Source organism: Caballeronia glathei (genome assembly GCF_000698595.1).
Lineage (GTDB): Bacteria > Pseudomonadota > Gammaproteobacteria > Burkholderiales > Burkholderiaceae > Caballeronia > Caballeronia glathei.
Map to the genome: position 1 here is coordinate 1 of NZ_JFHC01000124.1, position 12,801 is coordinate 12,801.

Annotated in this window: 8 protein-coding genes; 4 read left to right on the forward strand and 4 right to left on the reverse strand. The window is 67.8% G+C overall.

What is annotated here, in order from left to right:
- Window positions 1-157: 157 nt before the first annotated feature.
- The gene (locus BG61_RS36390) at window positions 158-1,213 is read right to left on the reverse strand and encodes a TAXI family TRAP transporter solute-binding subunit (protein ID WP_051673035.1); all 1,056 of its coding nucleotides are present in this window, start codon (window positions 1,211-1,213) and stop codon (window positions 158-160) included.
- Window positions 1,214-1,438: 225 nt separating this feature from the next.
- Entirely contained in the window at window positions 1,439-3,781 is a 2,343-nt protein-coding gene (locus BG61_RS43070) for a zinc ribbon domain-containing protein (protein WP_161783727.1), read from the reverse strand.
- Between the two features lie 798 nt (window positions 3,782-4,579).
- Between BG61_RS43070 and BG61_RS36410 the strand changes: the two genes are divergently transcribed.
- Entirely contained in the window at window positions 4,580-7,048 is a 2,469-nt protein-coding gene (locus tag BG61_RS36410) for a putative bifunctional diguanylate cyclase/phosphodiesterase (RefSeq protein ID WP_035928167.1), read from the forward strand.
- Between the two features lie 40 nt (window positions 7,049-7,088).
- On the opposite strand, the gene BG61_RS36415 is transcribed toward BG61_RS36410, so the two are convergent.
- Together BG61_RS36415 and BG61_RS36420 are read right to left on the reverse strand one after the other, a co-directional pair.
- Window positions 7,089-8,672, reverse strand: coding sequence for an aldehyde dehydrogenase (NADP(+)) (locus BG61_RS36415; protein ID WP_035928171.1), 1,584 nt, complete (start codon window positions 8,670-8,672; stop codon window positions 7,089-7,091).
- Window positions 8,673-8,715: 43 nt separating this feature from the next.
- On the reverse strand, window positions 8,716-9,636 hold the full coding sequence (locus BG61_RS36420; RefSeq protein WP_035928174.1) for a dihydrodipicolinate synthase family protein: 921 nt from the start codon (window positions 9,634-9,636) through the stop codon (window positions 8,716-8,718).
- Between the two features lie 123 nt (window positions 9,637-9,759).
- Between BG61_RS36420 and BG61_RS36425 the strand changes: the two genes are divergently transcribed.
- The 3 genes from BG61_RS36425 to BG61_RS36430 all read left to right on the forward strand — a co-directional run bounded on the left by BG61_RS36425 (window position 9,760) and on the right by BG61_RS36430 (window position 12,452).
- Window positions 9,760-10,695, forward strand: coding sequence for a LysR family transcriptional regulator (locus tag BG61_RS36425; protein WP_035928177.1), 936 nt, complete (start codon window positions 9,760-9,762; stop codon window positions 10,693-10,695).
- A 100-nt stretch (window positions 10,696-10,795) separates the two neighbouring features.
- Window positions 10,796-10,945 (forward strand): hypothetical protein, encoded by a 150-nt coding sequence (locus BG61_RS43075; protein WP_158447187.1) that lies wholly within the window; start codon window positions 10,796-10,798, stop codon window positions 10,943-10,945.
- Window positions 10,946-11,225: 280 nt separating this feature from the next.
- A complete protein-coding gene (locus BG61_RS36430; protein WP_035928179.1) occupies window positions 11,226-12,452 on the forward strand; it encodes a sensor histidine kinase in 1,227 nt (408 codons plus the stop codon).
- Window positions 12,453-12,801: the final 349 nt, after the last annotated feature.

Below are 12,801 nucleotides of genomic sequence, written 5' to 3' on the forward strand. Positions count from 1 at the left end.
AGGCCCAAGACTCAAGGCCCAAGACTCAAGGCCCAAGACTCAAGGCCCAAGACTCAAGGCCCAAGACTCAAGGCCGCGTCTCAAATTTCGCCCCCAACCCCGAGCCGCGCACCGGCACGCGCACGCACCGGTTCGACCGTCCGCGTCCGATCAGCGCTCAATCGCACAGCAGCAGCACTTTCTCCTGCGCGGAGCACGCGGGCTTGCGCACCTTCTGCACCGCTTCCTGCTGCTCGCGACGCGATGCGCGCTCCCGCTTCGGCGGCGCGTCCGCGAGCGCCGTGCGGTGCGCGATGCACGAGCGCAGGCGCTTTTCCATCGGCGGATAGTATTTCCAGCCGCGCCCGAGCGCGGGCAATTCGAGATGCACCTGCTTCCACTTCGGATGGCCGTTTGCCTGGAGCGTGTCGAAGTTCGTGCAAAGCGAATCGGCGAACTTCGACAGCGCGCCGACCGTGCCGCGCAGGCCGTAGTCGTAGGTCACGAGGAACGCCTTGACGGTGAGTGTCGGCGTGTCTTCCTGAATCCAGTTCGGATAGCTCGTGGTGCGGATCGTCGCGGGGAAGTACGTCTGCTTCGCGCGCGTGGTTTCGGGCGCGCCCGGGTCGAGGCGCAGCAGCTTGATCTGCTGGAGCAGCTCGGGGTTCATGTCCTGGAAGAGCTTCGCGGGCTGCCCCGCCACGACGATCGCCACATCGATCTTGCGCACGATCAGCTTCGCGAGCGCGTCCTCGTTGCTGAAGTGCTGCGCGTTCTGGTCGGGGATCGACTCGCCGAACATGAGCCGGTAGAGCGTCGCCGCCGACTGCGCGGTGCCGCTGCCGATCAGCCCGACGCTGATGCTCTTGTCCTTGATTTCATGGATGTACTTGAGCGGCGAATCCGAGCGCACCACGAAATAGATCTCCTCGTCGTAGAGCGGCATGATGAGGCGCAGCGGCTGGATGATCTTGCCCGCGTCCGTGTTGCCGGAGGTCGCCATGTCGACGTATGCCTGATACACGTCCGACTGCACGAGCGCGAATTTCACGCCGGGTTCGTAGCGCATGCGCTGCACGTTCTCGGCCGATCCCTTCGACGCGAGCACTTCGAGTTCGATCCCCGCCGGATCGGCGACATATTTCGAGAGGTCCTGGCCGATCTGGATATACGTGCCGCGCTCGGGCCCGGTGACGATCTTGTATTGCACCTGCGCGGCGACTGTCTGCGCCATGGCACCGCACAGTCCGAACGAAACGAGAAGGGCGAGTGCTGAGCGCATGAATTTCGTCGAGAACATGTTTGACCCTTTATGTCGGAGTTGGACGGGTGTTGCGAAACTCGCGCGTCGTGGCGCGTTCGATGTTCGGTGCTGCGGCGGCGATCGTGGGTGGCGTCTCGTCGAGGGGGCGCGCGCCGGGCCTCGCGGGCTCCGAGGCGGACGGCGCGCGACGGGCGCTCAGGGCGATCCGGTCGGCTCGGCGCGACGCCGGGGCATCGTGTCTCCGCCGCTCCAGCCGAATTGCTTGATCGCGCGTTCGAGTTCGTCGGGGTTGTCCGTGTCGGTGGCCGGCATGCGCGTGGCGGTGCGCGGCTCGGCCGCAGCCGACGGGCCGTAGGTGGCCGCGGCGGTCGTAGCAGTCCGAGGCGTCGCTGCGCCCGGCGTGACGGCGGCTGGCGTCGCGGTCACCGCGGGTGCCGGGGCAGTCGTTCTGGCGGTGGCCGCAGGCGGCGTCGTGGTCGCGGTGGTGGCGGTGGCGGCGGTGGTTGCGCTGGTTGCAGGCAAGGCGGTTCTGGCCGTGGCCGTCGGTGAGGGGGCGGTTGCCGGCATGGCCGTGGTCGTCGTCGCTGCCGGGAGCGTGGCTCTGGTGGTGGCTGTCGGCGACGGGGCGGCCGTCGTCATGACCGTGGTCGTGGCCGCCGGGGCGGTGGTACGCGCGGTGGCCGCTGGCGGTGGCGCGGTCGCGGGCGTCGCTGCGGTGGTGCCCATCGTGGTTGCGGTGGCTGCCGTGGTTGCCGCGGGCGTTGTCGTGGCAGGCATCGTGCTCGTGGTGGCCGTGCCCGGCACCGTGCCCATGGCAGGCAGTGTCGCGCGGGCAGTCGCGATCGGCGACGGACCCGTCGCAGGAAGCGTCGCGGTCGCGGTTCCGGGCAGCAGCGTCGTGGTGGCCGCGGGCATCGCGGTGCGCGCCGTCGCGTTCGCCGTCGTCGGCGGGGTTGCGGGTACGCCGGGAATCGACGTCGTGACGCCCGTCGCGGTCGAGGGCAGCGTGGCGGTGGTCGCCGTGGTCACGGGCATCGTCGTGCGGGTGGTCGTCGCGGGCGCGGCGGCCATCGAAGGCAGCGCGGGAATCGGGGGTGTCGCAGCCATGGCCGGCGACGTGTCCGTTCCCGGCATCATCATCGTGGCGGTCGTGGCCGGTGCGTGCGGGACCGCGGCGAAGTGGCGCGTGTCGGATTCGGGCAGCGGCGGGGCCACGACGGCGCGGGTCGGCGCCGGGGCAGGCGTGGGTACGGGCGCGCGCGTCGCGGCCGTTGTCGTGGCCGACGACCGGTTGCCAGCCGATGTCGCCGGTCTCGACGGCACGGCCGCAGGTTTCGACGGCGCTGCCGCGGTCTTCGCTGGCGGCGTGGCCAGCGGCGTCACCGCAGGTGCGGCTGCGGCTGCGGTCGCGGGCGGTGTGGGCTGTGTCGGCGATGGCGCGGCTGTCGCGGCTGTCGCGGCCGTCGCGGGCGGTACTGCGGGCGGCGTCGCGTTGGCCGTCACAGGCGGCGTCTCGGGCGTCCTCTTCAGCGCGGCGAGCGGCGGCGCTGCCATCAGCCAGCCTGCATGCGTGATCACGCGTTCCAGCATGGCCTGCGATTCGGTGTTGCTGCCGTCGAGCGCGAGCGCCTCACCGGCGTTCTGCTGCACGCAGGCCCATGCCGACGTCCGCTCGCACGCGCGCGCGAGCTGCAATGCGGCGTCGCGTTCGATTTCGCGCTTCGTGAGTTCGTCCCTGAGCCGCTGCACGTCGGAGCGGGCCTGCTGCAACGCGGACATGCTCCTCAACCGCGCACGCGCCGCGCCGAGGTCGTGCTGGTCCATCGCGCTGCGCATCGCCTGGATGCTGTCGCCTGACGGCACCGGACGGCTGTCGGGCTGGCTCTTCTTCTCGATGGCCGCGACGCTCGGCGCAGGCGTCGCCGGTGTCGCGGGCGTGACGCGCGCGACCGGCGCAGCGGGCGTGACCGGTGCGGCGGGCCGCACGGCCGCCGCGTAACCGCCGCCCGGGTGCGAGTCGGGTCTTGAATCGGGTTTCGAGTCGATAGGCCCCGAAGCGCTGTGCTGCGTGGACGGCTCCACCTCGTTCTCGCCGCTGCTGCCGGTGCTGTCCTGCTGCAAATACACGAAGCCGCCGGCTGCGAGCACCAGCGCGCAGACGCCCGCGATCGCAGTCTTGCGGCGGTTCCATCCCTCGGGCTCGGGCTCGACGTCTTCGTCGGGTTCGTCGTAGCTGGGGCGCACGGGTTCCTTCTGGGGCGGCGGGGCGTTCCACTCGGACGAAGGCGGCACATCGGCCGCCGCGCCTGCCGCCGCGGACGCCATCGCCGGTGCCGCTGCCCGCCTGAACATGCCCGCGCGCTGCTTCGTGCCCGGCTTCGCACTGTCTTCGCCGAAGGCGGCTGCGCGGTCCGCGCCGCAGTTCGGGCAGCTGTCGGCGTTCTTGCGCAGCGTGCTGCCGCAGCGCTGGCAAACCACTGAAAAGATCGACGCGGGAAAAGTCAGACGGGTGGTCATGCTGAAGCCCTCGAAGGACATGTGCGATGTCCAAGCCGCCCAGGCGGGGAATCGCGCGGAACGCCGCGATGCGACTCGCGAGCAGCAATCCTTCGTACTCCCTGATGCGCGCACGGCGCCGAGGGAAGCGACGAATCAAATATGTGTCAACTCGATTGGAACGTCAATCGCCTTTCGTACCTAGCAAAAACCCGCTTGCAGCAAAGGAAATCGCGTGCTTGCGGCCGCCTCCGCTCGCCGTTTTCATCGCTTCGCGATCGTTTCGTCAGAGCAATTTGCGAGGCACGCCACGCATCGTCCCAAGACGCCGGACGTGCAGTGTTGCCCCGCGCACGGTGCTTTCGACAGTGTGGGCGTCCGATGCCGTTTGAAGCGCCAATTCTTAGTCAAAAAACGACAAGGGGCATCTGGCGGAGGGAGACGAACTGCGCACGCAGGAAAGCGCATTCGTGACAAGGCGGATGTGCCCGCCGTCCGAAGGACGCCCGAGCGTCGCCCGCAATCGTTTCAGACAGCGAAACGAATCCGGTGAAACCGCATACGCCCGCATCCAGATCACGCGAACACCCGCCGATAGATCGTTGCCAAAAAGCAGCGTAAAGAGTGCCGATTTTGAAATTGTCCGATTTTTGTCCTACGGTGCTTCTTACCTATTTGAGATGGAACGGTCCTTTGCTACGATGGCTGCCACGCCGCGAGGGGCCGCGGCAAAAGAACAGCCGAAAGCACTCAGAACTACAACTAAAGCCACCGGAGCGCGCGTCCTGTCTCGCACGGAGAACGTGTCGCGCGAACGCCGGCCGGGCACGGGGGCAGTGCATGGAAAGTCCGTCGCGGGGCCGTAATGCGCAATTGATCCTGGTCATCTGGCCGTTCCTGGCCGTGATCCTCGTCGTGGTCGCGCTCGCGATGTCGAGCATCGAAGTCATGTCGTCGGTGCGCGCGTACATCGGCGGAGAGAGCACCTGGTCGAAAGCGCAGAAAGACGCGGTGTTCCTCCTCGATCTCTACGCCAGCACCGCCGACGAAAAAGACTTCAGCCAGTATCTCGCCGCAATCGGCGGCCCGCAGAGCCTGCACCGCGCGCGCGTCGCGCTCGAGCGCGTGCCGCCCGACACGGCCGCCGCCCGCGACGCGCTGATCGCAGGCGGCATGCATTCGGCCGATGTCGCGGACATGATCCAGGCATTCCGCACCTTCCGCCACGTCGGCTATTTCCGCGAGGCGATCGACTACTGGGCGCGCGCCGACGTCGAGCTTGCCCGCCTCGACCGCGTTGCGCAGGCGCTGCATGCGCAACTGAAGGACAGTGCGGGAGGGGCGGCGGCGCACGGCAGCGTCGATGCGCTCAGGCGGCAGATCCGCGACATCAACGCGGCCATCACGCCGCTGTCGCTCGGCTTTTCGGCCGTGCTCGGGCAGGCGTTCCGCAAGACGGCGTCGCTGCTGCTCACCGTCGATCTGGGCGCGGCACTCGCGCTCCTGCTGCTGTGCGGCGTGCACGTGCGGCGCCTCGTGCGGCAGCGCGGCCGGATGGAGGCGGCGCTCACGCAGAGCGAGGCGCGCGCCAAGGCGACGCTCGGCTCGATCGGCGAGGCGGTCATCGCGACCGGGCCTTCGGGAATCATCGAATTCATCAACCCGGCCGCCGAGCGGATCGCGGGCCAGCCGGCCGCAGCGTGCCTCGGCCGGCCGCTTGCCGACGCGTTCCGCCTGCTGCACGAGCCAGCCCGCGCGCCGGCGGACCCGCTCGCGCAGGCGCAGATCGGCCAGCCTGCCGACATGCTCCTGCAACGCAGCGACGGCGAGGAAATCTACGTGCAGGCGGTGAGCTCGCGCATCAGCGCTCCGGCCGCGCACGCAGCGGGCGATGCAGGCCGCGCGTCGGGCGACATGGGCTTCGTGCTGATCCTGCGCAACATGACGCGCGAGCACGAGTACATCGAGAGCCTCGCCTGGCAGGCCACGCACGACGCGCTGACGGGCCTCGTGAACCGCGCGGAGTTCGAGCGGCGGCTGGCGGTGTCGCTCGCGGGCGGCGCGCGCGGGCGGGAAGACGCGGCCTCGGCGCTGCTCTTTCTCGATCTGGACCGATTCAAGGTCGTCAACGACACCTGCGGCCACGCCGCCGGCGACGCGATGCTGCGCGAAGTCGCGGCGCGCTTCGAACGCTGCATCCTCGGCGGCGACACGCTCGCGCGGCTCGGCGGCGACGAATTCGCCGTGCTGCTGTACGGCTACGACACGGCCGGCATCGAGGCGCTGGCCGAGCAGGTGCGCGCGTGCCTGAACGACTTCGTGTTCAACTGGGAGGCGCAGCCGCTCGCGACGAGCGTGAGCGTCGGCGTGGTCGACTTGCGCGATGCGCGCATGAGCGTCGAGGAAGCGCTGCGCCTCGCCGACGTCTCCTGCTACATGGCGAAGGAGCGCGGGCGTGACCGCGTGCAGGTGGCCGACCTGCGCGACCACGAGCTTGCGCGGCATGCGAGCGAGGTGTCGTGGGGACGGCGGCTGAAAAAGGCGCTCGAACACGAGCATTTCTGCCTTTACGCGCAGCCGATCGTGCCGGTCGCGCCGCCGGGCGGGCGCGGCGCGGGCGATGACGAGACGCGCGAGCCGCGCCGGGCCGAACTGCTCCTGCGGATGCAGGAGCCCGGCAGCGCCGCCATCGCGCCGAATCTGTTCGTGCCCGCCGCCGAGCGCTACGGCCTCATGACCGCCATCGACCGCTGGGTGGTCCGCACCGCGCTGGACGCGCTGTCGGGGGCCCGGCACCGGCTCTTCGACGTGTACGCGATCAACCTGTCGGGCGCGTCGGTGGGCGACGAGCGCTTCCTCGGCTTCGTCTGCGAGCAGTTCGCGCGCACGGGCGTCTCGCCGGGGCTGATCTGCTTCGAGATCACGGAAACGGCGGCGATCGCCAACCTGGCGTCGGCGGCGCGGTTCATGCGTGAACTGAAGGCGCTCGGCTGCCGCTTTGCCCTCGACGACTTCGGCGCGGGCATGTCGTCGTTCGGGTATCTGAAGCACTTGCCGGTCGAATACCTGAAGATCGACGGCAGCTTCGTCATGGACATCCTGAACGATCCCGTGAGCCGCGACATGGTAGCCGCGATCAACGAGATGGGCCATTCGATGAAATGCAGGACGATTGCGGAATACGTCGAGAGCGACGGAATCCTGAGGGTGCTGGGGGAACTGGGCGTGGACTACGCGCAGGGATTTCACATCGGGCGGCCTGTCCCGTGGACGGAGCAGGCCGCGTTTCCGATGGCCGCGCAGGCTTGAGAAGCGCTCGGCGGGCAGACGCCCGCCGAGCGCCGCGCGCTTACTTCGCGAGTTGCAGCTTTCCGTCGAGGCGCCGGTTGAGCCCGAGCGGATTCTCCGACTGCAGCGCCGCAGGCAGCAGCGCTTCCGGCATGTCCTGATAGCTGACGGGACGCAGGAACCGGTTGATCGCGAGGCTGCCGACCGAGGTCGAGCGGCCGTCGGCGGTCGACGGATACGGGCCGCCGTGCACCATCGCATGCCCGACTTCCACGCCGGTTCCGAAGCCATTCACCAGCAGGCGGCCGGTGCGGCGCTCGAGCGCCGGCAGGAATGCGCGGGCGTCGGCGTGATCGGCTTCGTCGATGTGCAGCGCGGAGGTCAGCTGGCCTTCGAGCGCTTCGACGATCTCACGCATCGTCGCGAGGTCCGGGCAGCGTACGACGAGCGACGACGCGCCGAAAATCTCCTCGTGCAGCTCGGCGTGCTGGCGGAAGGCATCGGCGGTGGTCGAGAAGAGCGCCGCCTGCCCCTGATTCGACGCCTTCGCCGCCGCGCCGCGCGCGAGCGTCTTCACCGCGGCGTGATCCGCCGCGCGGCCGACCGCCGTCTCGTAGGCCTTGTGGATGCCGGGCGTGAGCATCGTCGTGGCGGGAGTCTCGGCGAGTGCCGCCGACGCCGCCTCGATGAAGCGGTCGAGGTCCGGGCCGTCGACCGCGAGAATCAGCCCGGGGTTCGTGCAGAACTGCCCGGCGCCGAGCACGAGCGACGCGGCGAATGCACGGCCGATCGCGTCCGCGCGATTCTTCAGCGCGGCCGGAAAGAGCAGCACCGGGTTGATGCTGCTCATCTCCGCGTAGACCGGAATCGGCTCGCGGCGCGCCGCGGCGAGCTGCATCAGCGCCGTGCCGCCGCCGCGCGAGCCGGTGAAGCCAGCCGCCTTGATGCGGTGATCCTTCACGAGCCCCTGGCCGATCTCGCGGCCGCTGTCGAAGAGCAGCGAGAACGTGCCTTCCGGCATGCCGCAATCCTTGACCGCCTTCTGCACCGCCAGCCCGACGAGTTCCGACGTGCCCGGATGCGCCGAATGCGCCTTCACGACCACCGGACAGCCGGCGGCGAGCGCCGACGCCGTATCGCCGCCCGCAACCGAGAACGCGAGCGGGAAGTTGCTCGCGCCGAACACGGCGACCGGGCCGAGCCCGACGTGGCGCAGCCGCAGGTCGACGCGCGGCAGCGGCTTGCGCTCCGGCTGCGCCGGATCGATGCGCACGCCGAGGAAGTCGCCGTCGCGCACGACGCCCGCGAACATGCGCAGCTGGCCGACGGTGCGCCCGCGCTCGCCTTCGATTCGCGCACGCGGCAGGCCGCTTTCGGTTACGCAGCGCTCGATCAGGTCGTCGCCGAGGTCGAGGATGTTCTGCGCGATGGTTTCGAGAAACTGTGCGCGCGCTTCGAGCGGGGTTTCGCGATAGGCGTCGAACGCGGCCCATGCGAGGGCACATGCCGCTTCGAGGTCGGCGGCGGTGGCGCCGCCGAATGCGGGCTCGATCGGCGCGCCGGTGGCGGCGTTGACCGCACGGATGGAGCCGTTCGTGCCGCGCACGGCCTTCTGGCCGATGAGCAGGTTGCCTGAGATTTGCATGTGGATTTTTTCCCTGTAAGAAACGTGGCCGATGGCCGGGAGCTTACTTGCCCCAGCGCAGCACGGCCGGATCGAGCCGGCGCGCGACCTTGAGCAGGCCCGCGCGCACGGCCGGGTGCATCGGTGCGAGCGGATGGCGCACGGCGTCCGAGCGGATGACGCCGCCTTCCTTCATCAGCACCTTGCATGCGGCGAGGCCGCACTGACGGTTTTCGTAGTTGATGAGCGGCAGCCACTGCTGGTAGAGCGCGGCGGCCTCTTCGGTGTGGCCGGAAACGTAGGCGTCGACGATCTTGCGGATGCCGTCCGGATAGCCGCCGCCCGTCATCGCGCCGGTCGCGCCCGCGTCGAAATCCGGAATCAGCGTGATCGCCTCCTCGCCGTCCCACGGGCCGACCACGGCGTCGCCGCCCAGCTCGATCAGCTCGCGCAGCTTCGACGCGGCCTGCGCCGTCTCGATCTTGAAATAGGAGACGTTCGCGATTTCCTTCGCCAGCTTCGCGAGAAACGGCGCGGAGAGCGGCGTGCCGGAGACCGGCGCGTCCTGGATCATGATCGGAATGCCGATCGCATCCGACACGCGGCCGTAGAACTCGTGGATGCCCCGCTCGGCGACGCGGATCGTCGCGCCGTGGTACGGCGGCATGATCATGACCATTGCCGCGCCCGCGTCCTCGGCGGCGCGGCTGCGCTCGGCGCATACGTGGCTGCTGAAGTGCGTCGTCGTGACGATCACCGGCACGCGGCCCGCCACGTGTTCGAGCACCGTCTTCTGCACGGCGCTGCGCTCGTCGTCGGTGAGCGCGAACTGTTCGGAGAAGTTCGCGAGGATGCACAGGCCGTCGGAGCCGGCGTCGATCATGAAGTCGATCGCGCGCTTCTGGCCTTCGAGGTCGAGGCGGCCGGCGTCGTCGAAAATGGTCGGCGCGACCGGGAACACGCCGCGATAGATTTGCTGCGCCATGAAAAGCTGTCTCCTTATATAGGCTGCGCCCGACTATACGGCCGGGAGCGCCGCCGTGTATAGTGAAAGCTTTCCATCGGGTGATCGCTTTTGCGACTCACCCGCCTTGCTCGCGGCGCTCCGATGAAGAATACGCTCGATGTCCTGATGTCGCGCCTGCGCATGAAGCAGCTCCAGCTGCTGATCGCGCTCGACGATCACAAGTCGCTCCACAAGGCGTCCGGCGCGATGTCCATGACCCAGTCCGCCGCCAGCAAGGCGCTCGCGGAAGTCGAAACCATGCTGGAAGCGCCGCTTTTCGAGCGCGCGAAGAGCGGGCTGATCCCGAACCAGTTCGGCCGCTGCGTGATCCGCTACGCGCGCGTGCTCGCGAGCGACCTCGCGTCGCTGTGCGAGGAAGTGGCGCAGATGCGCGCGGGCACGGGCGGCCGGCTCGCGGTCGGCGCGATCATGGGCGCGGTGCCGAACGTGGTCGCGCCGATCGTGAACGAACTGCATGCGAGCCATCCGGGGCTGTCGATCGAGATCGTCGAGGACACGAGCGCGCGCATGCTCACGCTGCTCGACGACGGCCGGCTCGACCTCGTGATCGGCCGCGCGAGCGTGTCCGACCAGCCGTCGAAGTATCACTACCAGCCGGTTGGCGACGAGCCGCTGTCGGTGGTGGTGGCGTACGACCATCCGCCGATGTCCGCCGACGAAGTCGGTTTCGCCGAGCTCGCCGGCCACCGCTGGGTGACCTATCCGAGCTACATGCCGATGAACGCGCTGCTCGAGCGCGAAATGGACCTGGCCGGCCTGCCGATGCCGGCGAACCGGATCACGACGGCGTCGACGTTCGTCACGGTCGCGCTCCTGCAGCGGAGCGCCGAACTGGTGTCGATCCTGCCGAGCGGCGTGGCCGAACTTTTCGCGCGCCACCGGATGCTGCGTGTGCTGCCGGTGAAGCTCAAGTCGAAGTCGCAGACCTACGGCATCGTCACGCGCAAGGGCGGGGTGTTGTCGCCGTCGGCGCGGCAGTTCGTGCAGCTTTTGCGCGAGCGCGGCCGCGCGCACTGAATTTATATGAAAACTTTGCGGACGGCCGCGTGATCTTGACGAGTCCGCAATGGCGCTTTCAACACCATGACGGAATGCGAAACTTCAATCCGCCCTCGTCATGAACATAGGTAAATGGCGCGTCAGCAAGCGAACGCTCGGACTCGGCGCGTTGTTCGCCGCGATCTCGGCCGCGCTCGTGCTATGCGGCTTCACGACCATCGGCCTCGTGTATTTCGTCGCGACCCTGCCGCTCGCCGTGTCGTCCTGAGGCCGTCTTAAGGAGGCGCTTAAGGACGCGCTTAAGGACGCACTTCAGGACGCACTTCAGGACGCACTCGAGGTGCGCGTGTTCCCGCCGCGCCGTCCGGGCTCGCCCGTCCTGGCGGCGCGGCGGGCGGTGGCGTGCATTTGCACAACGCCTGGGCCTATACTTTCGGAACCGGTGCGAGCAAGCCCAGAGCCGTCACAGAAGCCTTGTCCGGAGGAACACACGTCATCTGACCAACATGCGGCGCTGTCGCCTGGCGCCCAGCTGCGGGGAACCGGCCATGAACGACTCACCTGTCGGCGGATTGAAAGAACTGGTCGAGGCGCTGCGTTCGCAGCAGAAGACGCTGACGGAACGCTGGATGAAGCTCGTCTTCGGGGACGCCGAAGTCGAGCATTCGGATCAGCTTACCTATCGCCAGCTTGCCGATCACCTGCCGTCCATCTTCGACGAAATCTGCACCGTTCTGGAGTCGCAGAACCTGCGCAATCAGGAAGGGTCGATCGAGCGCAGCGCGCGCCAGCATGGCCAATGGCGCTGGCAGCAGGGCTACCGGATCGACGAGCTCGTGCGCGAGCTCGATCTGTTTCGCCAGGTGCTGCTCGCCGCGATCGGCGAGTATGCGTCGGGGCATGACGACTTCAACCGCGAATCCGAGGAGCATGCGCGGCTCATGACTGACGAGGTGGTGAGCTTCGTCACGCTGGCGTCGATTCGCGAGGCCGTTTCAGAGCGCGATCGAAAGATCGACGAATACACGGGCAGGCTGGAGCGCGCGAACCACGAGTTGACGCTGCGTCAGCGGCTGATCAGCGACCTTTACGAATCGCGGATGCAGGTGGCGCGCCGCGTCGCCCACGACCTGCGCAATTTTCTCAACGTGTTCTCCACCGCGCTGCAGCTGGCGGAGCGTTCGCCTGCGAAGAAGGACACGGCGTTCGCGCTCGCGAAACGCCAGGTGGATGACATGGCGATGCTCGTCGACGAGATGGTCGAGTATTCGAAGGTGCTCGGCGACGATTCGATGCTGACGGTCGAGCCGTTCGACCTGACCGGGCTCTTCGACGAACTGATGCAGGCGAGCCGCGTTGCGAGCGAGGCGAAGGGACTGCGGCTGACCGGACAGATCGATCCTGGGCTTCGTATGGTGACGTCGAACCGGCTGAAGTTGAAGCAGGTCGCCTACAACCTGTTGTCGAACGCGATCAAGTACACGGCCTCGGGCGAGGTCGAGCTTTCGATGCTCGAAGCGGGTGAGGGGCGCTGGCGGTTGCGTGTCGCCGACACGGGTGTCGGCATCAGCGCGGTGGACCAGGAGCGCGTGTTCGAGGAGTTCGAGCGCGCAGCGGCCGCGGATATCCCCGGGACGGGGCTCGGGCTTGCCATCGTCAAGGAGCTTTCGCGGGCGCTCAAGGGGGAACTTCAGTTTCAATCCTACAAAGGGCACGGCAGTGTGTTTGAAGTGAGCTTTCCGCTCGTGCTCGAGGTTGATGATAGCGATCGGTGATGGGTGATGGCGCTTGGACGGGGGGTGTTCGGGGGTTGTGAACACCGTCTGATGCGCTTGCGCTCCTATGAAACTTGCTTTGATATTGGTTTATTAGCTTCGCCCCTGGCGGGGCGGCAGTCACTTTCTTAGTACAAGGCGGAACGCTGGCGCTCGGGTTTAGGGTTTGTAGAACCGTCTGATGCGCTTCGGCTTCTATGAAACTTGCTTTGATATTGGTTTATTAGCTTCGCCCCTCTGCGGGGCGGCAGTCACTTTCTTTGCACAGGCATGCCGCTGGCGCTTCGGGTTCGGTGTTTTTGAACCGTTTGATGCACTCCGGCTGAGCTTGCCCCCGAAAAACGAATTC

What these genes read in the sequence shown, in the direction of transcription:
- BG61_RS36390 (WP_051673035.1), bottom strand. Translation starts at nt 1,213, where the DNA reads ATGGCGCAGACAGTCGCCGCGCAGGTGCAATACAAGATCGTCACCGGG.
- BG61_RS43070 (WP_161783727.1), bottom strand. Translation starts at nt 3,781, where the DNA reads ATGTCCTTCGAGGGCTTCAGCATGACCACCCGTCTGACTTTTCCCGCG.
- BG61_RS36410 (WP_035928167.1), top strand. Translation starts at nt 4,580, where the DNA reads ATGGAAAGTCCGTCGCGGGGCCGTAATGCGCAATTGATCCTGGTCATC.
- BG61_RS36415 (WP_035928171.1), bottom strand. Translation starts at nt 8,672, where the DNA reads ATGCAAATCTCAGGCAACCTGCTCATCGGCCAGAAGGCCGTGCGCGGC.
- BG61_RS36420 (WP_035928174.1), bottom strand. Translation starts at nt 9,636, where the DNA reads ATGGCGCAGCAAATCTATCGCGGCGTGTTCCCGGTCGCGCCGACCATT.
- BG61_RS36425 (WP_035928177.1), top strand. Translation starts at nt 9,760, where the DNA reads ATGAAGAATACGCTCGATGTCCTGATGTCGCGCCTGCGCATGAAGCAG.
- BG61_RS43075 (WP_158447187.1), top strand. Translation starts at nt 10,796, where the DNA reads ATGAACATAGGTAAATGGCGCGTCAGCAAGCGAACGCTCGGACTCGGC.
- BG61_RS36430 (WP_035928179.1), top strand. Translation starts at nt 11,226, where the DNA reads ATGAACGACTCACCTGTCGGCGGATTGAAAGAACTGGTCGAGGCGCTG.